Source organism: Dyella silvae (genome assembly GCF_026421305.1).
Classification (GTDB): domain Bacteria; phylum Pseudomonadota; class Gammaproteobacteria; order Xanthomonadales; family Rhodanobacteraceae; genus Dyella; species Dyella silvae.
Genome location: NZ_JAPJBQ010000008.1, coordinates 160,433 through 181,607, shown reverse-complemented (window position 1 = coordinate 181,607; position 21,175 = coordinate 160,433). Strand labels below are relative to the sequence as shown.

Annotated in this window: 17 protein-coding genes; 11 read left to right on the top strand and 6 right to left on the bottom strand. The window is 61.8% G+C overall.

Going from position 1 to position 21,175, the window contains the following annotated elements; genetic code table 11:
• Positions 1–2 precede the first annotated feature (2 nt).
• The gene (gene bcsG, locus OQE56_RS17510; RefSeq protein ID WP_267225963.1) at positions 3–1,595 is read left to right on the top strand and encodes a cellulose biosynthesis protein BcsG; all 1,593 of its coding nucleotides are present in this window, start codon (positions 3–5) and stop codon (positions 1,593–1,595) included.
• Complete coding sequence (gene bcsR, locus OQE56_RS17505) at positions 1,592–1,786, top strand: BcsR/BcsP family cellulose biosynthesis protein (protein ID WP_267225962.1); 195 nt, start codon at positions 1,592–1,594, stop codon at positions 1,784–1,786. Before bcsG ends, bcsR begins: the two co-directional genes overlap by 4 nt.
• A 4-nt stretch (positions 1,787–1,790) precedes the next feature.
• Here the strand turns inward: bcsR and OQE56_RS17500 are convergent, their stop codons facing one another.
• Positions 1,791–3,329: a GGDEF domain-containing protein gene (locus OQE56_RS17500; RefSeq protein WP_267225961.1), complete on the bottom strand. Its 1,539-nt coding sequence runs from the start codon at positions 3,327–3,329 to the stop codon at positions 1,791–1,793.
• Between the two features lie 412 nt (positions 3,330–3,741).
• Positions 3,742–4,674 (bottom strand): LysR substrate-binding domain-containing protein, encoded by a 933-nt coding sequence (locus OQE56_RS17495; protein ID WP_323748597.1) that lies wholly within the window; start codon positions 4,672–4,674, stop codon positions 3,742–3,744.
• A gap of 56 nt (positions 4,675–4,730) precedes the next feature.
• Here OQE56_RS17495 and OQE56_RS17485 point away from each other — a divergent pair, with 56 nt between their 5' ends.
• The 4 genes from OQE56_RS17485 (at position 4,731) to OQE56_RS17470 (ending at position 10,180) form a co-directional block, all read left to right on the top strand.
• Positions 4,731–5,435, top strand: a complete 705-nt coding sequence (locus OQE56_RS17485; protein ID WP_267225960.1) for an FMN-dependent NADH-azoreductase — start codon at positions 4,731–4,733, stop codon at positions 5,433–5,435.
• A gap of 202 nt (positions 5,436–5,637) precedes the next feature.
• Positions 5,638–6,849, top strand: a complete 1,212-nt coding sequence (locus tag OQE56_RS17480; RefSeq protein WP_267225959.1) for a hypothetical protein — start codon at positions 5,638–5,640, stop codon at positions 6,847–6,849.
• A 117-nt stretch (positions 6,850–6,966) separates the two neighbouring features.
• Complete coding sequence (locus OQE56_RS17475) at positions 6,967–7,572, top strand: M17 family peptidase N-terminal domain-containing protein (RefSeq protein WP_267225957.1); 606 nt, start codon at positions 6,967–6,969, stop codon at positions 7,570–7,572.
• A 340-nt stretch (positions 7,573–7,912) separates the two neighbouring features.
• Entirely contained in the window at positions 7,913–10,180 is a 2,268-nt protein-coding gene (locus tag OQE56_RS17470; protein ID WP_267225956.1) for a winged helix-turn-helix domain-containing protein, read from the top strand.
• Positions 10,181–10,257: 77 nt separating this feature from the next.
• Here OQE56_RS17470 and OQE56_RS17465 read toward each other — a convergent pair whose 3' ends face one another.
• Both OQE56_RS17465 and OQE56_RS17460 read right to left on the bottom strand, forming a co-directional pair.
• A complete protein-coding gene (locus OQE56_RS17465; protein WP_267225955.1) occupies positions 10,258–10,902 on the bottom strand; it encodes a glutathione S-transferase family protein in 645 nt (214 codons plus the stop codon).
• Between the two features lie 171 nt (positions 10,903–11,073).
• Positions 11,074–11,499: a hypothetical protein gene (locus OQE56_RS17460; RefSeq protein WP_267225954.1), complete on the bottom strand. Its 426-nt coding sequence runs from the start codon at positions 11,497–11,499 to the stop codon at positions 11,074–11,076.
• 155 nt (positions 11,500–11,654) lie between these two features.
• Here OQE56_RS17460 and OQE56_RS17455 point away from each other — a divergent pair, with 155 nt between their 5' ends.
• The 3 genes from OQE56_RS17455 to OQE56_RS17445 are packed head-to-tail and all read left to right on the top strand — an operon-like array spanning position 11,655 to position 13,268.
• Positions 11,655–12,311: a hypothetical protein gene (locus OQE56_RS17455; protein WP_267225953.1), complete on the top strand. Its 657-nt coding sequence runs from the start codon at positions 11,655–11,657 to the stop codon at positions 12,309–12,311.
• 59 nt (positions 12,312–12,370) lie between these two features.
• Positions 12,371–12,820, top strand: a complete 450-nt coding sequence (locus OQE56_RS17450; protein ID WP_267225952.1) for a helix-turn-helix transcriptional regulator — start codon at positions 12,371–12,373, stop codon at positions 12,818–12,820.
• 37 nt (positions 12,821–12,857) lie between these two features.
• The gene (locus OQE56_RS17445; RefSeq protein ID WP_267225951.1) at positions 12,858–13,268 is read left to right on the top strand and encodes a VOC family protein; all 411 of its coding nucleotides are present in this window, start codon (positions 12,858–12,860) and stop codon (positions 13,266–13,268) included.
• A gap of 97 nt (positions 13,269–13,365) precedes the next feature.
• On the opposite strand, the gene OQE56_RS17440 is transcribed toward OQE56_RS17445, so the two are convergent.
• The gene (locus OQE56_RS17440; RefSeq protein WP_267225950.1) at positions 13,366–14,133 is read right to left on the bottom strand and encodes a bestrophin-like domain; all 768 of its coding nucleotides are present in this window, start codon (positions 14,131–14,133) and stop codon (positions 13,366–13,368) included.
• A 277-nt stretch (positions 14,134–14,410) separates the two neighbouring features.
• Between OQE56_RS17440 and OQE56_RS17435 the strand changes: the two genes are divergently transcribed.
• On the top strand, positions 14,411–18,904 hold the full coding sequence (locus OQE56_RS17435) for a CHASE domain-containing hybrid sensor histidine kinase/response regulator (RefSeq protein ID WP_267225949.1): 4,494 nt from the start codon (positions 14,411–14,413) through the stop codon (positions 18,902–18,904).
• Positions 18,897–19,859, top strand: a complete 963-nt coding sequence (locus OQE56_RS17430; protein ID WP_267225948.1) for a GGDEF domain-containing response regulator — start codon at positions 18,897–18,899, stop codon at positions 19,857–19,859. Before OQE56_RS17435 ends, OQE56_RS17430 begins: the two co-directional genes overlap by 8 nt.
• 365 nt (positions 19,860–20,224) lie before the next feature.
• Here the strand turns inward: OQE56_RS17430 and OQE56_RS17425 are convergent, their stop codons facing one another.
• Positions 20,225–21,136, bottom strand: a complete 912-nt coding sequence (locus OQE56_RS17425) for a transporter (protein ID WP_267225947.1) — start codon at positions 21,134–21,136, stop codon at positions 20,225–20,227.
• Positions 21,137–21,175 lie beyond the last annotated feature (39 nt).

Below are 21,175 nucleotides of genomic sequence, written 5' to 3'. Positions count from 1 at the left end.
CCATGGGACTCTGGAATCTTTACTTCATCGCCAAGATCTACCTGGCCTCCATCGACGTCCTCAAGCCGATCTGGTGGCTCAACCTGCTGTTTGCTTTGGCGCTGCTGGTGCCGCTTTCTCGCCGGTGGCAGTCCACCACACGGCAGGTGCTTGCCTTGGTGGTGGCTTTTGCGCTGATGTATCGCGAGTCGAGTTTGCCGCCCATCGGCTACGTGCTGACGCAGCTATCGGGGTTGGCCGGCTTTTCGCCGACTTACCTGATGGAGCTGGCCCGGCGGGTGTTCAAGCCCGCCATGATCTATGTGCCCATCGCCGCCATACTGATTTACGTTGTCGTCAATCGATGGATACGGGTTACCACGCTGGTGCTGCTTGCCTTGATCGTGTTCCCGCTATGGCAAAGCATGGGGGCACTGATCGCCAAGTCGGCAGGTGGTCAGCAGTACGCAACCGGTACGGGCAGCGATGAGGCGGCAGCAAACGCCAACGCCAATGCCAACGCCACGACCGGTAGCTACGACGATCAGCTCGCCGCTTTTCACCTCAACGAGAAGAATCGCCACGTCGCCTTTTTTCCGATGAGCGCGATCCCCAGCGCGCAGTTTGACATCATCATCATCCACATCTGTTCGCTGTCGTGGGACGACCTGGATGTGGTCAACATGCGTGACAATCCGTTGTTCAGCCGGTTCGACTACATCTTCAAGAACTTCAGCAGCGCCGCCAGTTACAGCGGACCGGCCGCGATTCGCCTGCTGCGTGCCTCCTGCGGGCAGCAAGCCCACAAAGACCTTTATAGCCAGGCACCGCAAGACTGCCACCTGTTCTCCGATCTGGCGGCGGCTGGCTATGACGTCCAGTTTCTGATGAACCACGATGGGCGCTTCGACAACTTCCGCGGCGTGATAGAGCGCGAGATCGGCCCGGCAGGCTTGCAGCCGATATCGAATGAAGGATTGCCGCCAGCGATGCGGGCCTTCGACGGCTCACCTCTGATCAGTGATTACGATGTGCTGGCCCGGTGGTACCAATCGCGCCTCAACGGCGAAGCCCGTCCGGTGGCGCTCTACTACAACACGGTGACCATGCACGATGGCAATCGCCTGCCCAATAGCAATCTCACCAGCCAGCAGTCGTATCCCGTTCGTCTGAAGACGATGCTGGACGATATCGATCGTCTCATCCTGTTGATCCAGCATTCCGGCCGCAAGGCCGTGCTGGTCTTTGTGCCCGAGCATGGCGCTGCGTTGCGCGGCGATGCCGGGCAGGTGTCGGGCCTGCGTGAAATACCCACGCCACGCATCGTCAATGTGCCGGTAGGCGTCAAGCTGATCGGCCTGCCAACCCCTGCCAACCAAGCCGGGCACAGCGTGGTCATCGATGCCCCCAGCAGTTATCTGGCGCTTGCGCAGCTTCTGTCCGGACTGGTGGCAAACAGTCCGTTCCGGGAGGGCGCGCCTGCGCCGGATCAATACGCCACCGACCTGCCGCAGACGCGTCTGGTGGGCGAGAACGAAAACACCGTTACCATGAAAACGCCGGAAGGCTACGTGATCCACACACCGGATAACGTCTGGATAGAGGGCAAGCCATGACCGCGGAGCGCAACGGGCACACCAGGCTGATGCCCAGCGATATCGACACGTACGCGCAGTACGTCGGTAGCATGGATCCTGCGCGCTACTACGATTGCCAGGCGCAACAAGTGCGCACCGCCGCTTTGCAGCGTTGGCCGCTGCTCGCCGCGGTGCTGAACCTCGAAACGCCTCGTGGACCCGAGGACTGAAGCGTCACGCGACAGTTTCCGCTTCGATGCGGTCACGTCCGTTGGATTTGGCCTGATAGAGCAGGGCGTCGGCGCGCTGCAATAAGTCCGCGATGGCTGGCGAGTCGGCGCGTCGCGCAAGGGCGACGCCAAGACTGACGGTGAAGCCGAACACCGTGCCGTCGGTGGCGGTGATCTTTTCCTGGCCAAGCGCCTGCCATAACCGCTCTGCCAGCTCGATGGCCTGAGACGGCTGGGTCACGCGAAGCAGGACCACGAATTCCTCGCCGCCGAAGCGAGCGACGATGTCGTCGATCCGCACGGTATCGCGGCATACCTTGGCAAGGCCCACCAGGGCGCGATCGCCGCTGTCGTGGCCGTAGGTGTCATTGATGCGCTTGAAGAAATCGATATCCAGCATGATCAGCGCGAGGAATGGCTCACCACCGCGCTTGTCTCTCAGCATGACCCGTGACCGGCTCTCAAAGGCACGCCGGTTGAGCAAGCCCGTGAGTGGGTCGGTTTCCGCCATCACTTTGAGCTCGCCGATCAGACGCTTGCGCTCCCTCTCAAGCTTCAGCCGCTCGGCATCATTCGCCTTGAGCACAGCCAGTGCGCCGAAGAGGTCTTTGATTTCGCCGATATAGCCTGTCTGCGGAATGGCGACCGAGAGGTTACCGGAGGCGATAGCGAGAATGGTTTTCCTTGCCTCCACAAAGGGGCGGATGATCTTGTCCCGGAAGCGCCAGATCATCAGCATCAACAAGGCGGTGAGTGCCGCGGCGAACAGGCCGGCGCCCAGCAACAGCATCAGATGCCAGCGAAGGCTCTCAACAATGACTTGTTCTGCCAGCCCTAAGGCGTCCTCACGGAAGCGGCCGATGGGGGCAAGACTCGGGTTGTAGTGGTCCAGTAGCTGAGTGGCCGTCGTAGCGGCTCCGCCAGGACGTTTTGCGTTTTCCCTGACCTGTTCGATATAGGCGATACCGTCGCCGAAGTAGCGTCGGTCGACCTCGTCGAAATCGTTCTTGAGCTGGGGCGGAAGGCCATGAACGCTCGGGCCAAGCAGGATCCGCAACTGCTCAATGCTGCCCAGTGTTCGCCCGACATCGAACGACTCGTCATCGGTCAGGGCTCGTTGATACTCCAGCGCGCGCACCAGATGAAAGCTCAGCAGGCCCGCCTGTTCGCGCAGCAGGGCAGCCAGGCGCGCAGCCAAAAGGTAACTTTGCACATCGGCATTTTCCCTGATGACACCCATGGCAGTGGTATCCGCGATGGACGATAGCTGCGGGACGATGCTGACCAGATGGTCGAACGCATGCAGCGAACTGGCATACGCGTTCTCGTCGCGCAGACGTTGTCCGATCGAATCGACCTCCCGTCTTGCCAGCGCAAGATCAGACTTCGCCTGGGACAGCGGCTGTATCAGCGCGGCGCATCCTTTGCATTCCGATTGACGCAATGCCGCGTCGAGTTCGGCAAAGTGGGCATCTGTTGCCTGACGCGCCTTTTTCAGCGCGGCTAATTGGTCACTTGAAACCGTGACGCCGTTGTTGAGCACGGCGAAGGCGGGGCCGCGTTCGGCGGAGACATCCGCCATCGTGCGCAGCGCAGCCTGCAGCGCCGCAAACTCGGTGTGCGCCTGATGGGCGTTCCAGTAGCCCTCCCACTGATCTACGAACCGCCATACCACCAACGCCACAAGCACGAGGTAGAAGGTGATGATGATGCGGCGGAACCGTGCGTAGATCGAATCACCGGACGACACTTTGTGGGACATGGCCGCGCATCACCTCGCATAAGTCCTGCCGTCTGACCAAATGCCGGCATAGCCGTATGCCCCCCGGCAAGGCGTAGGTTGGTGAGGAGGTTGTGATGCCTTTGTAGAGGCCGGTGGTCAGCGGAGGGAAGGCGCAAGTGGGTTCTTCACGCTTATATCCACCACGTAGCCGCTATCGCAACTCTCGGCTTTGTTACCTTGGCTGCGCGGCACCTGCGGCTTCATCCCGTAACCAATGGCGGACGTCTGAGATCACGGGATCGAGGTCGCACGCCTCCGGCCAAACGAGATGAAAGGGATGACCCGTGAGCGTGGGGCCGAAGGGTTGGCACAGCATTCCGGCGGCTAACACGTCCGCCACCAGCGTCTGATTGACCAGGGCGATACCTTGGCCAGCCATGGCAGCCTGGATGGCGTGGACTTCATCGGAAAACTGAAGCTGCCTTGGTATCGCTGCGCGCCGGGCGCGCTCAAACCATAGCGGCCAGTCCGGCGTCGTCGCATCGCGGCGAAACCAGTCGAAGCCGATTAACGGGACCCGCTCGAGATCTTTCAGTTGATGGACGCCAAGGCCTGGCGCGCACACCGGGGTAAAGTGAGAAGGCAGCAACGGTGCTGAGTTGAGCCCGTGATAGTGCCCAGGCCCATAGCGGACGGCCAACTGGGCAACGCCGCTATGCAGATCGACCGGCTGGTCGCTGGTGTGAAGGTAAAGGGTGATGTCTGGCCTCAGCGACGCGAATCGCGCGAGGCGCGGCAGCAACCAGCGCGAACCGAACGCCATGGTCGTACTCAGCACGACAGTGCGGGGCTTCTTACTCGGCCGAACGGCCTGCACGGCGCGCGCCATGGTATCGAAGCTTTCACGTAGCGCCGGGAACAGGCTCTGGCCCGCCGGCGTGAGGTCCACCCGGCGAGTACCACGCACGAACAGCTGGACGCCCAGATGATCCTCCAGCTGACGGATCTGGTGGCTGATGGCAGTCGCGGTCAGTGACAGCTCTGCGGCGGCGTGCTTGAAGCTGAGGTGCCGGGCTGCAGCCTCAAACGCGCGCAATGCCGTCAACGGTGGCAGGCGGCGGCCAATGGATGAAACAAGTTCATCTGATGCATGGGGAATGATCATTTTACGCCGGTGTCGTTGCGGTGGATGCTCAAGCGCCCTCAGGTTACAGGTGATTTGTGATCACGCTACTGCATATCGATTCCAGTGCCCGCAGCGGCCGTTCTGATCAATGGACGCACGGGTCGCACACGCGGCGCCTGTCGGCCCAGTTCGTCCGTCAGTGGCAAGAGCGCAGGCCGCGCGATGCGGTTGTCTATCGCGACCTGGCCGAACAACCGCCGGCCCCGGTCACCGGCCCATGGGTGCATGCGGCCTTCACTCCACCCACCCAGCGGGAACCCTGGATGCATCAGGTTCTCTCGCAGAGCGATGACCTTGTCGCCGAGCTGATAGATGCGGATCTCATCGTGATCGGCGTGCCCATGTACAACTTTGGCATGCCGTCGACGCTCAAGGCCTGGATCGACAACATCGTGCGCGTTGGCCGCACCTTTGGCTTCGATCGTAGCCGCACAGGTGAGCCTTATTGGCCGATGCTTGCCGGGCAGGGGAAACGTCTGGTCCTGCTCAGCTCGCGCGGCGATTACGGGTACGAGCCCGGTGAGCGCCTTGGCTTGCGCAACCATGTGGAGGGTGGCGTGACGGTCCCATTGGATTACATCGGGATCGATCAAGTGGACCGTGTCGCCATCGAATACGATGAATTCAGCGATAAACGCTTGCACGCGTCCATCGCAGCGGCCGAGGCAGAAGTGGATGCCCTGGTGGAGCGGCTCGCGGTGGCGTTGGCGGGACGCAGGCCAGCAGTGCGGGAGGCCTAAGTACGAACTTGTGATCCTGCGATTAAGCACATCGGTGCACACGTTACTGCCCGCTGTTCTACAGTAGATCGACGGGGGGTTCGGGTGGGCATGGCGGTTCAGCCGCCTTTGCGGCCATGGCACGGGTGATGGTGGGTGGGTGCCGTATCCTGTATACATTGGCCCGGGGCATTCGATTCGAAGTTCTGTCTACGGATCGCATATGACATCGACGACGAACAGTACCGACCGCCGCGTCCCACCAGGCGCGCAGGATTTTTCGCTGGTTCTCGGCGGGCCGCTCTTTCAGCTCTTGCGCCGGGCGCGCCTGGCGGGTGACGCGCTGACCCTGTTGCGCAAACGCGTCATTGTGATCGCGCTCTTTGCGTGGTTACCGCTCCTGGCGCTCTCTGCTCTGGAAGGCCATTTGTGGGGCGGCGCCGTGGCGGTACCTTTCCTTAAGGATATGGAAGTACATATTCGCTTCCTGGTGGCCGTGCCCTTATTGGTTGTTGCCGAGGTCGAAGTAAACCGGCGCCTGCATCCGATTGCGCAGACGTTCCTGGATCGGAATTTGATTCCCGATGCTGACAAATCGCACTTCGACGGCGCGATCACGTCGGCATTGCGCCTGCGCGACTCGGTGCTTGCTGAAGTACTGCTGGTACTCATCGTATATGCGGTGGGTGTCCTGATCGTTTGGCGCCATTACACGGCGCTCAATGCCGACACCTGGTACGGGACTTCGTCCAGAGCCGGCTCACAGCTCTCGTTTGCGGGAATATGGTATGGCTACGTAAGCCTCCCGCTGTTCCAATTTCTATTGGTCCGCTGGTATTTCCGAGTCTTCATCTGGGCGCGATTTCTCTGGCAGGTATCACGCATCAAGCTCAGCCTGATTCCAACGCACCCGGATCGCCTCGCCGGCCTGGGATTTCTTTCGGCGACGGCCTATGCCTTCGGTGTGCTACTGGTAGCCCACGGTGCGATGGTGGCTGCGCAGCTCGCCAATCGCATCATCCTTCTCGGTGCGACTCTTTTTGAATTCAAGATCGAGATCGCGGCCATGGTGGTGTTCCTGCTGTTCGTGGTCTTTGGTCCACTGCTGGTGTTTGCACCTCAGCTTTCGCTGGCGAGGCGGACGGGTCTTCGTGAATACGGCACACTTGCTGAGCATTACGTGCGCGACTTCGATGTCAAATGGCTGCGGGGTGGCGCGCCTGGTGATGAGCCCTTCGTAGGGAGTGCCGACATCCAGTCACTGGCGGACCTGAGCAACAGCTACGAAGTAGTGCAGGGTATGCGCGTCGTACCCATTACCCGGGACGCCATCATCCAGTTAGCGGCTGCTGTACTTGCGCCGATTGCGCCGCTGGCGTTGACCATCTGGTCGCTGGAGGATCTGGTGAAAAAGCTGTTCGGCGTATTCTTCTAGGATCGCGCCGTAACACCTGCGCCTGGGCCGTGGTCGAAAAAGTTCGCCGGTGGCTATCGCGTCGGCCGCGCGTACGCGTGTGACATGATCAAACCTGTAATCGTCTCCGGAGAACGCATGCCTGAACAGCAGACCCTGGGCCATTGGCAGGGGATATCCCTCGACATCGCTGCCTGGGATGGCGTGGCGGCCGATGTCGACCTCTCTTTTGCCTGCATGTTCACCCGCGAGCTTGATGGTGGGCCACGCGGTGGGTTGCTCCATCTGAACCAGGTGCTGTCGGGCATGCTGCTGCGGTTGCGCGATGAGGGCGTGTTTCTCGCCAACCCCATGGAGACGCTGCTTATCCGTCAGCCGCCCGCGGCCATCGCGGCACGCGCGGTCATGGTGATCGGTATGGGCGAGCCATCGGAGTGGACGACGGCAGTGACGGCGAGTGCGGCCGCCACGGCGGTTCGCGCTGCCACGCAACTTGGCGTGGCCAGTGCCGCTTTTGCGCCAAGTCTGCTCGACGCGGGCCTGGCACCCAAGGAAACGACGGGCGCCGCATCGGCAATGATGAAGGCCGTTACCCGTGCTATCGACGCCCAGGTGAGCCTTGCGGGCTACGGCCTGGCACCGGCACCTTCATTGCGTCGCTGGGTATTTGATGTTGGCGCAGCGGGTTTTGCAGGGGCGGCCGAGGAGTTCAAGGCCACTCTGGTTCAGCTTGAGGCGGGTTGATCCGCAGCGCGCGACTTGCAGATCTTCACCTGACGGGCGCTTTGGTTTGCATGGCCGTCATGGCCGCTACCGTGAAACAGACGTCTGTGCGTCCAACTAGGAAGCGCCAGCTCGCCCTTCCGGCCGGCTTTTTTGCATCTCCCGCTCCGTGTGACGCTGGCGCCGCATAAGGCGCGAATGTCGATCTGGCACCCCCTGACTCGTCGTATAGAAGAAGGATTTTTTGGGTGAGCCAAAGGCTGCCCAATCAGCAACGGAATCCACACGTGCGCGCGACGGGACTTGCGTCAGACTTGGAGTAAGCTCAATGGGCCAACGAAGGGCACTGGAGGTCGAACAAATGACCGCAGAGACCGCCTCTGCTGCGTGGATTGCGTTCGATGCCGTCGAGATCGACACCCTGGGCCATCGCCTTTTTGTCGATGGCGAAGAGGTCGGGCTTGAGCGCAAGGCGTTCGCCGTGCTCGTCCTGCTGGCGAACGAACCCGGCCGCGTATTGAGCCGTGATGAGATTCTCGACGTGGTGTGGGGGCACCGCAATGTCACCCCAGGCTCACTCAGCCGCATCATCGCGTTGTTGCGCCATGCGCTCGGCGAGAGCGGTGAAGAGAGCCACTATCTGCACACCGTGCATGGCGTTGGCTTTCGTCTCGACGCCGATGTGCGATCCGCCGGATCGCGCGAGGAGTTGATGGCGGACCGGGTGCCGGGCGGCACGGAACTTGCGTTCGTACATGACTTTACCAGCCAGGTCGCCGCCACGCCGGCCGAAACGCCAGCCAGCCCGGAGACGCCCGTGCCGCCAGCGGAGGCCGGCCGGCCCGCAAGGCGATTCGTTGCCGTGCTTGCGGGATTGCTCGCACTGGCGGCGGCATTGCTCAGCTGGCACCAGTTCGGACGCCACCCGGCGGAGACGGCATCCGTGGTTGATATCAAGTCCATCGCGGTGCTGCCGTTCCAGAGTCTCAGCGCGGACGAGAGCAACGCGTATTTCGCCAGTGGCATGCAAGACATGATCCTGACCCAGCTGGTGGGTATCGGCGGGCTCAAGGTGATCTCCCGCACCTCGACGGAAAAGTATCCGAGCCATCCCGAGGACGTAAAAACCATCGCACACCAATTGGGCGTGGCAACGCTGCTCGAGGGTACGGTGCAGAAGGCCGGTGATCAGGTGCTGATCAATGTGCAGCTGATCGATGCCGACAGTGGAAACCATCTCTGGGCAAAAGCCTATACGCGCACGCTGGACAACGTATTCAATGTGGAAGGCGAGGTCGCGCAAAATGTGGCAGAGGCGCTGAAGGTGCAGCTGACGTCCGCCGAGACCGCGCGTCTCGACCGAGTGCCTACCAGAAACGCTGAAGCCTACGATCTGTTCCTGCGCGCGGGCGTGCATGCCAACCGTGCCTACGACGACCCCACGCTGTCATCCGCGGAAATACCCGTGGCGATCTCGCTGTATCAACAGGCACTGGCCAAAGATCCGGACTTTGCGCTGGCATCGGCCGCGCTGGCGCGCGCCCACATGCAGATGTATTTCTTCGCGCCCGATCGTACGAATGCGCGACTGGCTGAAGCAAAAACTGCCGCGGATCGCGCCCTGGCATTGCAGCCGAATCTTGGGCAGGGACATTACGCACTGGGGTTGTACTACTACTGGGGGCACCGGGACTACGCCAGCGCCACCACGCAGCTGGAGCTGGCCCGGCAGGCGTTGCCCAACAGTGCCACGGTGGAGCTGCTTATCGCCTCGATCGCACGGCGTCAGGGGCGCTGGGATGAAGCGGTGGCGCTGTTTCACACGGCCACCGTGCTCGACCCGCATAGTGAATTTGCGTTCAACCAACTCGGCGTGACCTATCAAAGTATGCGCCGCTACGCCGATGCCGATCAGGCCTATGGCGTTGCCATCAAGCTGAGCCGCAATCCGGTCGGCGAACGATTGACACAGATCTTCAATGAGCTGATGTGGAAGGGTGATCCTGCACCGCTGCGCGCCACGCTTGCGACGCTCACGCCGGGGAGCGATATCTACAAGGGCAACACCATGGCGATCTATTACGAGCGCACGTGGGCCCGCGATTATGCAGGCGCCATCAAGGTGGCAGAGGCAGACAATTTTGAGAACTGGGACGATCCGGACAACATCGTGTTGCCCCGGCGCCTGTATCTCGCATGGGCCTTGCAGGCGAACGGAGACACGGCCAAAGCGGCGGACCTCTATACCGAGATTGCGGCACAGGCTCGCGCCGCCCTCGTCGAGCGGCCCGACGACGCGGATCTGCATCTCGCTCTGGGCTTTGCCTATGCCGGTCTCGGGAAGAAAGCCGAGGCGATCGCCGCAGGCGAGCGCGCCGTGGCCTTGATGCCCGTCGCTGAGGATGCGCTCACCGGCGCGGATATGCTCTCCTATCAGGCGCAGATCTATATGCGGGTCGGTCAGCCCGAGCAGGCTATCGCGCTGATCGACCGCGTGCTGTCCATGCCTGCTGGCGTCGTCCTGTCGAGCGCGGTGCTTCGGCTCGATCCGCTTTGGGATCCCTTGCGTGACGATCCGCGCTTCAAGGCAGTGCTGGCGAAATACCCCAGCGGCACCGCGAGTCGCTAGTAAGCAGGTGAAGCCCCCTTTTCGATGCTGACCATCAGCGCAATCGCTGTCGCAAGCCCGCGCAGCGAGCGAATACGCTAGGCCGGGTCGGCCGCAGCGAAATGCGCCATCTGATCGGCGTGTGCTTTCACGAACGACGGACGGGCAGTGGCGCGCGCGACATATTCCCGGCAGGCGGGATACGCCGCCAGCCCATCGAATCGGTCAACAAGGCGCAGTACGTCGGCCATGGCGATATCGGCGACGGAGAAGGTCCTTGCTAGCCATTCCCGTCCCGCCAGCACCGCCTCCATGTGGCGAAGGCGAGCCTTGAGGAACTGGTCCAGGCGCTTTCGCCCTGGCGTTTCAGTAGTGTCGCCGGCAAACATAAAAATGGACCAGGGCAGGCTGGCCATTTCAACGGAATTCAACGCTGCGAACAGCCACTCCATCACTTCGCTGCGGCCACGCGGATCGGAAGGCATCAGCGCCTCACTCTGCTGGCCCAGATAAAGGAGAATCGCACCGCTCTCGAACATCGAGAGATCGCCGTCGGTCAACCACGGCACCTGGCCGAAAGGTTGGTGGGCAAAGTGCTCTGGGGTGCGTTCGTTGAACGAGGTGCTCTCGACACGGTAGGGCAGGCCGGCTTCTTCCAGCGCCCAGCGGATGCGCAGGTCACGCACGGAACCTCGAGGTAACTCGGGAACCCAATCGTAGGTGGTGAGAATCAGGTCGGCCATCTGAGGCGTCCTTTCGTCGCCATCTCCGGGATCATGAATCGCGCGAATCAAGCGAAGCGATCGGCGGCATGGCGTGCGCTGTGTAGACACGCCTACCTTACGCCGTTTGGGTAGATGTTGGCTTTCGGCCCGCTGCCGATATCCGGGACGAGTACGACGCAAGGCACGCGGTCAGGCGGCCTGCTGCAGGCTCAGTTGCCGCAGGGCAATACCCAGGCCGATGTGGTAGCTGCTGCCGATGTCACCGTGGATGATGACGGTGGCGATGGGCGCGTGATGAAACCCTGCAGGGTGATCCAGCTCGGCGCCACTTTCTTCGTGGACTTCGACATAGGGCGTGCTCAGTTCATCGAGCGCGCCATCCAGACCCGCTTCGGGATGGATTTTGGCTTGATACGCCAGATCGCCGAGATCGAGCAGCATGAATTCCGTGGAGTCCGCTTCGGTGGCGCGTATCTGGTCGATCAGCTCGGGCAGGCAGCCGCAAGGGCATAGTTCCAACGTGCGGCCCGCTGCGTTTGCCCGTTGCTGCAAATGGCGCAGTACCTCGGTGTCGGGTGATTGAGCGTGGGGACCCTGGATGATCCTTATACTCATAGTGTTGTATACGTTTTGCCATCCGGATTGGATGGGTAAATGCTCCATGAGGCCTGCGTAAAAGCGCTATGGCGCAAGAGCGGATTTGAGTAAATTTTCCGCAAATGGGGAGGCAGGGAAGGCAGCCGCGTTCAACCAGCTACCGGGAGGCGCTTATGCCAGCACCGGAACATCGTGCTCAAGTCATGACTGGCATCGGATTGCGCGCGCACAAGGGCGGTGCCGTGGTGGTGTGCGTAACCATCGCTGCGGGTGAGCCCCGCACTATTCTTTCTACCGTTCTCGAAACCAGCGCCGCAGGCGACCGCATTTCCCTGGAGCCTTACCAGATAGCGGCTGAGATGCCACGCGGCCCGCAGGGCGGTGCATCAATCGAGGCATCGGCGAAGGTAGCAGAGGGGCGCAGGCGTCAGGAGCAACTGGCAACACGTGGTCTGCAAGCCATCATCGATCAACTGGCATTGACGGGACACAAGCCGGGCATGGTGGCATTGCTCGTCAATCGCGCCGGTTGGATCACCGATCTTGTCGGATACAGCCTTGCCTGGGCAGAGCACGTGCCCGTTGCGGAAGCGCTGGCGGTGCGCGACGCGCTTCGGTTCGCATCCGGTGAATGCGGTATCCCGCTTACCGAGCTGGACGAGAAGTCGCTGCCGGATCTCGCCGGCGAGATGTTCGGCAAGTCATCGGCAGAGATCGCTGTCCAGCTGAATGCGTTGGGCGCGTCCATGGGAAAGCCGTGGCGCAAGGAGCAGAAGCTGGCCTGCCTGTCTGCGTGGGTGGCCATGACTCGGCAACACGGATATCCGTGAGCAAGCCCTGTTCCTGCCCGGGCTTGAGCGACAAAGGGCGACATGACACGATCCCGCCTATGAACAAGCGACCCGCAGCAGCACAGCATCTGCGTGACCTTGCCCGCTTGCGCCGGGTCCGCGACCGGATCGACCGCGACTACGCGCAGCCGCTGGATGTCGAAGCGCTTGCACGCGGCGTGCATATGTCAGCCGGGCATCTCAGCCGTCAGTTCCGGCTTGCCTATGGCGAATCGCCTTATAGCTATCTGATGACACGCCGCATCGAGCGCGCGATGACCTTGCTGCGCCGTGGGGACCTCAGCGTCACCGAGGTTTGCTTTGCGGTGGGGTGCGCGTCCCTGGGCACCTTTACAACGCGATTCACGGAACTGGTCGGCATGTCACCCGGTGTCTACCGGCGCCAGGAGACGCATGCCGTCGCGGAGATGCCGCCCTGCGTGGCGCGTCAGGTGGCGCGACCCGTCAGGAATCGAGAAGCGCCGGTTCGGGAGCCGGAACTAGACTGATCCCCATGGACCTCACCCACCACTGAGAGCAACTGCCATGGATATTTCCATTCACTCGAGCTTCCTCCCTCAGAACAATCCTGACGCCGCGCTGGCGTTTTATCGCGATACCCTCGGCTTTGAAGTGCGCAACGATGTCGGGTATGCAGGAAAGCGCTGGATCACCGTGGGCCCGACGGGCCAGCCCGGTACTTCCATTGTGCTGTACCCGCCCGAGGCCAGCCCGGGTATGACCGACGATGAGCGCCGCACCATCGCCGAGATGATGGCCAAGGGCACCTTCGGCATTCTTCTGCTGGCTACCAAAGACCTTGCCGGCACCTTTGAGCAGCTGCAGGCTCGCGACGCCGATATTGTCCAGGAGCCCACCGATCAGCCGTATGGCGTGCGCGACTGTGCCGTTCGTGATCCTGCCGGCAACATGATCCGTATTCAGCAATTGCGCTGAGCCGCTTTACCGTTCTGATCAACGCAGTAAAACCATGACCCGATCGGGCTCACTCTCCGGCACGCTGGTGAGTGAGCCCATATCGTGCTGATGTCTGTCATGTCTGGGGCAGGGATGCCTTCAGCGCGAGCAGGTTCTGCGCGCTCACGTGGATGACGCCGCCGCGTGGGCTGTCGATATCGGCGATGAGCATGAATGACACGGCGACGACCAACGGAAGCACGAACATCATCGCCGGGTCTCTGGTGAGGCCGCCTGCTCCGATGCCAACCAGCACGTTACAGCCGAGAGCGATGGTCGCCATCAGGATCCACGCGGCGATGGGTATGCGGTTCCACCACGCGGCCTGCGTATAGCCTTGTGAGTTGAGTACGTCATTCATCCCCGCGACCACGAGGGCGATGATGGGACTGGGTTGCTCTTTGGCCGAAGGGGTTACGGTGTCCCACAGGCTGGCCTGCAACGCGCTGGTGCGGGCATTGATCTGGGCGAGCTGATCCCGGTCTCTCGTCTCGTAGAACTTGATGCGTTGATCGAGATACTGGACGAGCAAGGGGCGTGCTTTGGCGGCGGCTGCCGCCGGTAGCAGGTCGAAGCGCACATATTCCGTGCCGATGGCGTTGGCTTCGGCCTCTTCGTAGTTTTTGCGCTGGTCGTAGCGGCTGATCGCCATGGAAAAGCTGAAGCCGATGATCAGCCCGAGCAGGGTCAGCGTGGCGCCCTGCAACACATTGAAAGCCTCGCGCTCTTCGGACTCAGCGCGGCCATGCCGTTTTGCAAGGCTGGCGCCGACGCGTCCGGCGATCCAGAGAGCAACGACCGCGACAACAAACACCACCAGCGGGTGGCCAAGGATAAAACCCATTTAGTGTGCTCTCCCTATCAATGGAACGAACCTGTCGATGTCCTGCAACCCTGCCTGCGCTACCGTCGAGCCAGCGTGAGCCGGGGCGGCCTCATGCTGGCAGAGTCACGGGGGCAAGGGCCACTGAGTGTCTGCCGTGAAATCCTGCGGCGCGAGTGCCCGGGGGCTCGTGCGGGGACCTGCGCAAGGACAAGGCATCTTCATGGAACCGGGACGCCGGCCGGCGTCATAATGCGCTCCGCCGACCTCACAGCGGCGCATCCAGACGGGGGACGGCGTGGCAAGGAAACTTGGCCCAGTATTCTGGTCGGTGGCAGTGCTGGTGTTGGCGTGGGGCGTGACCGCCGCGGCAAGCTGGCGGTTGCTGGCAAATAATCATCGGGTGGTCGAACAGCGGTTGAATCTCACCGCGGACCAGATATCCCAGGATTTGCAGACCCGCTTTCATCTTTACGACAACGGCCTGCGCGGCGTGCGCGCCGCCGTCATCGCCGTGGGCTTCAGCAATGTCAGCCACGACACCTTTGCCCGTGCCATGCAGTCGCGCGACATGGGCGTGGAATTTCCGGGGTCGCGGGGGTTCGGCTTTATTGTCCGGGTGCCCGAGAGCGAACTGACCCGGTTTGTGGCCAAGGCCCAGGCCGAGCGGGGCGCACCGTTCCATCTGCGTGAGCTCACCGGCACGACCGGCGACCGGTTCATCATCAAGTACGTTGAGCCCGAGTCGCCCAATGAGGCAGCCATCGGTCTGGACATTGCGTCGGATCCGAACCGGCACGCGGCCGCGCTGAGTTCCATGGCATCGGCTCACGCCACGCTGACCGGGCCCATTACGCTGGTTCAGGCCACCGGTGCAAAAGATCGGGGTGCGTTGTTTTTGTTGCCGATCTACCGCGCAACGCAAGAGCCAGCGCCTGAGCAACGCGACGCGGACCTGATCGGCTGGGTCTATACCCCGCTGGTCACGGACGAGATTCTCGCGACGTTTGCGCGATCCTATCCGGGCATGTCGCTCGACATCGCCGACGTGTCCGGTGGTGGCAACGCTGAAAGCGTGTTTACGTCGCGGCCGGCGCGCGCCAACGGAAAGCTGAGTCACGCGCTGACGCGGGATATCCCGATGTACGGCCGCACCTGGCGCCTGGGTATCGCGCCGAGCGCAGCGTTCATCAAGGACCTGGGATTGCCTGACCCGGTAGCGCAGGCGTTCTGGATGGCTACGGGTGGCGCCTTGCTCGCAGTGATCGCAGGGCTGGTGGCGTACGCCACCTCGCGGCGGCGGCGCTCGCTGGCGCAGCGTGCGCGGCTGGCAACGATTATCGAAGACTCACACGACGCCATCATTGGCACCGCACTCGACGGCACCATCATCGAATGGAATCGTGCGGCCACCCGTCATTTCGGTCACGACGCTGAGCATGCGATGGGCAAGCCGATGGCCGACCTCATCGTGCCCAGGCGTTACCTGGATGAAGACAAGGACATACGACAGCGGGTCGCTGCGGGGGAGAGCGTCGCCATTGCTGAATCCGTCCGCAGGCACAGCGATGGCTCGATGCTGTACGTCGAGGTCTCGGCGTCACCGATTCGCGACGAACGGCAACGCGTCATCGGAGTAGCGACCACCCTGCGCAACATCACCGACCGCAAGGCGGCGGAGCGGCGGGTGCGCGAACTCAACGCCACGCTGGAGCATCAGGTTCAGCAGCGCACCGCCGAATTGAAGGCGGTGTCCGCCTTGCATAAGGCGGTGCTGTCCAACGCCGGCTACGCCATCTTCGCCACGGACGCGCAGGGGACGATCACGCTGTTCAATCCTGCGGCCGAGGCCATGCTTGGCTATGCCGCGCCCGAATTGATCGGCGAGGCATCGCCTCTCCAGTTTCACGATGAGACCGAGGTCATCCTGCGCGCCGAGGCGCTGGAGGCGGAGCTACACCGTCCGGTTCGCGCAGGCTTCGAGGCCTTGGCCGTCAAAGCGCAGCACGCCCCCGACGTGCACGAGTGGACCTATGTAAAGAAAAGCGGCAAGCGCCTCCCCGTGCTGCTCAACATCAGCGCCATGAAACGTGAGGATGGCTCGATCGAGGGCTACTTGGGCGTCGCGGCCAGCCTCGAGGAGCTGAAGCGGCGCGAGAACGCGTTGGCGGTGAACCAGCGCAAGTTGCGCGGCTTGTTTGAGCTATCACCGCTCGGCATTGCACTGACAGACGAGTCCGGCAAGCTGGTCGAATTCAACCCGGCGTATCGCAACCTTACCGGTTATACCGATGCCGAACTGATGGAGATGGACTACTGGCGCCTGACCCCATCGGAGTATTTGCCGCAGGAGCAGCGCATTCTCGCCACGCTGGAGCAAACGGGGCGTTATGGCCCGTACGACAAGCACTATGTACGTAAAGACGGTACCCGGGTACCTGTTCGCCTCAATGGCGTGACCTTGCGTATCGAGGACAAGCCGTACATCTGGTCCATCGTTGAAGACACGACCGACCAGCGTCTGGCGGAAGCGACCATGGTGAATGCGATCGTCGCGGCCGAAGCGGCCAGTCAGGCGAAGAGTGACTTTCTCGCCAACATGAGTCACGAAATTCGTACGCCGATGAACGCCATCCTGGGCATGCTGCAGCTGCTACAGAAAACGTCGCTTGACGCCAAACAGCGGGACTACACGCAGAAAACCGAAACCGCCGCAACGACGCTGCTGACCTTGCTGAACGACATTCTCGATTTTTCCAAGATCGAAGCAGGTCGCCTGACGCTGGAAATGCATGAGTTTGATCTCGACAAGCTGCTGCGCGAGATCGCCGTTATCGTCAGCGCGAACATAGGCGGCAAGGATATCGAGGTGGTCTTTGATATCGACCCCGGTATTCCCAGCTGGCTGGTAGGCGATTCGCTGCGGCTGCAACAGGTGCTCATCAATCTGGCCGGTAATGCCGTCAAGTTCACCGAGGTTGGCGAGGTCCGCTTGCAGGCAAGGCTGGTGCGCCGCACGGGTGGCAGCGTCGGCGTTCATTTCGAAGTGCAGGACACCGGCATCGGTATTGCCGAGGAAAAGCTCGCGACCATTTTCGAAGGGTTCTCGCAAGCAGAGGCATCAACGACCCGGCGTTTTGGCGGCAGTGGGCTTGGCCTGGCCATTTCCCGCCGGCTGGTCGAGATGATGGGCGGCGAGCTGCATGTCGAGAGTCAGCTGGGGATCGGCAGCCGGTTCTATTTCAATGTAGACGTCCAGACGACCGAGCGGCCGACGGCCGTATCGGCAGACGTCATGAGCCAGCTCCGCGAACTCAAGGTGCTGGTGGTCGATGACAACGCCAGCGCGCGCACCATTCTTTCCGACATTGCCACGTCGCTCGGGTGGCATTGCGATGCCGTGGCCAACGGTGCGGAAGCACTTCGGCGCGTGGGTGGCAAAGGCGATCAGGCCATGGTTTACGACGTGATCCTGATGGACTGGTCCATGCCGGGCATGGACGGCTGGGAGGCAGGGCGCCGTATCCGGGACATGTGTCAGCCCGACCAATGCCCGCTGATCGTGATGGTCACCATGCACGAGCGCGAGGCGGTGGCGGAGCAGATGTCCTCGGCCAGCGTCGCGATGGATGGTTTTCTCGTCAAGCCAGTCACCTCATCCATGCTGCTGGACGCGGTGGCCGATGCGCTGGCTTCCAGAACGCCGGTGCTTCCGGCGCTGCATGAGGCTGGCCGGCCGGGCGAGGAGCCGCGCCCGTTGATCGGCGTGAGCATCCTGGTGGTGGAAGACAACGCGACCAATCAGCAAGTAGCCAAGGAGCTGCTGGAGTTCGAAGGCGCGGTGGTTGACGTGGCGAGCAGTGGCATAGAAGCGCTCACGATGCTCGATGAAGGTATCCATCTGTACGACGTTGTACTCATGGATATTCAGATGCCTGGCATGGACGGATTTACCGCGACCCGTCACATACGCGCCACCGCAGGCATGGAAACCCTGCCCATCATTGCAATGACGGCCAACGTGCTCGAGACCGATCGCCTGGCCTGCCTTGAGGCGGGCATGAACGATCATCTGGGCAAGCCGTTCAATATCGATGTGCTGGTGAACACGATTCTTCACTGGACGAACAAGCGCGGAGGCAGCGCTGACGAGAGTGCACCGGCTGCGCCGCAACGTCATCCGACCAGTGGCTGGGTTGATGCCGACCTCGACTATGCCGGATCGCTTGCGCGTTTCGGGGGAAGGGAAGCGCCTTATCACGCCGCCTTGAAGACGTTTGAGCGATCCGCAAAGGAAGTCATCGTGGGTCTGGAGGTGGCGCTGGAGAACAACGACGCCAAGGAGGCCGCCATGACGCTGCACACCCTGAAAGGTGCAGCGGCGACGATAGGCGCCAATCGCCTGTCCGCCATGGCGGGCTCCTATGAGCGCGAAGCCTCCGCCGGGTCGATCCTGACGGGTGAGAGTACCGTGGTCAGTCACCTGACCGAGCTGATCGGACGTGTCGCCTCGGCCATCCGCCAGGTCCTCAAGGCACCGGAAGGTAACCCGGAGTCGGTGGTCGACCTGCCGTTGGATCGCGATGCGCTTTCGGAACTTGCGAAGCTCTTGGCAGCATCAAACCTGTCGGCCGTCGATCATTACGAAGGGATGCGCGGTCAGTTTGCGGGAGCGCGCCCGGATATCCGGCAGCAGCTGGATGACGCCATGTCGATGCTGGATCTCAAGACAGGTTTGCGCATCTGCAACGAGCTTCTTGAGGCGGAAAACAAGGGACGCCCTCATGAATGACAGCCTTGGTTTCAATCAGCCGCAGCCCGTGGTCGCAAACAGCCGGCCAAAGCTGCTCATCGTTGACGATCAGCCGGTGAACATCCGGGCACTGCACCAGATCTTTGCGGGCGATCACGATGTTTTCATGGCCACCAACGGCGCAGATGCCATCGCGTTCTGCGAGACATCGCAGCCGGATCTCGTTCTGCTGGACGTGGTCATGCCTGAGCTGAGCGGGTTGGATGTTTGCCGGGCGCTCAAAGCCAGCCCGGCGACCGCGGATATTCCGGTGATCTTCGTCACCTCGCTCAACGATCCGGAAGAGGAGGGGGCTTGCTGGGACGTAGGCGGGGTGGATTTCATCACCAAACCCATCAACGCCAAGACCACCCGGAATCGCGTGCGTGCGCATCTCACGCTGAAATACCAGGCCGACATGCTTCGCCAGCTGGCGTGGATCGACGGCCTGACGGGTATTCCCAACAAGCGGCAGATCGATGCGCGATCGGAGCAGGAGTTTCGTCGTTGCAAACGGGAGGAGCTGCCGCTGGCGGTGGCCGTGGTCGACATCGACTACTTCAAGGCCTTCAACGACACCTACGGCCATCTGGCCGGCGACGATTGTTTGCGCAGCGTGGCCCAGGCGATTCAGGCTTCCATGCAGCGGCCCGGCGATTTTGCGGGGCGAATGGGCGGCGAAGAATTCATCTGCCTCTTCCCGGACACCACATTGCAGGACGCCATGGAGCTACTGCAGCGCATCGATGCCGCCATCCGTGCGCTCCACTTGCCGCACCTCAGCGGTATCGATGGACAGGTGACTGTATCGATCGGCGTCGTCAGCGCCGTGCCGCGCAGCGATGTCGTCATGGCCACGTTTGTCGAGCAGGCCGATAAGGCGCTTTATCAGGCCAAGCAGCAGGGGCGGGCGCGTGTACATGCCGCCGAGGTCGATATCGCGGGGATGGTCTGAGCGTCGTGCCGGACTGCGGAGCCTGAATGAAAAACGCCCGGTGAAGGGATGCGGTTTTCCCGTCATGGGGCCGGCGTGCTTTCCCCTTTTTCAGAAAACACATCGCCCATTTTTTTGTGGCGGCAGCCTACCGCGTCATCCCCGACGCGCCGCTGCGTCCTCCCGAAATATGCACACCCTGTGCACTCTGGTGGCGTTGCGTCCAGACGATGGCGGCTATGAGTAGCGCAATGCCGAGAACGGCGAGTATGCGTGTCGGGTTCAAATCAATGGCTCTGGACGGCGCGATGAGCGCCGCATGGTAGCGCTAACCCTGCGCCATCGTCGTGTCCCCAGAGATTCGCGGGCGACATTGTCGTCGACGTTCAACTATCGAACCAGCGGTACTGCACTGCAAACGTGATGGACTTGTAGTTGCCACCGACGCGTGTCACCAGTCCATTCGACACGGCCATCTTGGCCGACCAGCGACGAGTGAGGGGTATCGAGCCAGTAAGGCCATAGCGGGCGTTCGATTGACGGTCGTTTTTGGAAACGCCGTTGAGGCTGGTTCCTCCGCCATCGACGTAGCCGAGGTCGGCAGAAATCCAGAATCCCGGGCGGACGGTATAGACACCGTGCAGTTGCACAATGGCCAGAGGATCCTGGGTGCGCTCGTTTCCGCGATAGAAGTTGTCGTTATTGGTAAAAAAATACGCGCCGGCAGACGCCTCGAGGAACCAGTTTCCAAGGGGTTTGGAGATGCCAATTTCGGGCTTGAATGACCATCGGTTGGTACCGACGTTGACGAGCCGGTCCGGCATGTATTGGCCCGTTGGTGCCGATATCGTGAAGCTCACGCCCACTGTGGTGGCCGGTGTCGAGCGTGCGAACTCTTGTGGCGTCAGAGCGGGGCCACCGATGAGATTGAAGGCTAACCGAACCCTCACATCGCCCATGCCGGAGCGGTGAATCTGAGTCGGCGCATCGATCACACTGCCGCTCAGATTGCCATCGACGTAGGGAAGGGCGAAGCCCAGCGATGCCAGGTGGCCAGCCATGCCGAAGGTGCGCACATAGCTGAGCGCATAGGTGTTGATCTCTGCCTGGACATGAGTGATGGGGAGCGACGGGTCGGTCAGTACGTCACCGCTCAGGCGGGAATAGCCGACGCCGATGAAATTGGTGCCGACGGGCGACGCCGAATAGGATCGAGGTTCGAGCTCCTGCGCCGATACGTTCCCCATGTACAGCAGCAACCCAAAGAGGGTTGCCAGCAGCACGGCCCGATAGATCAAGAATCGCCTCATTGTCGACTCGCTCGGATGATTTGCGCA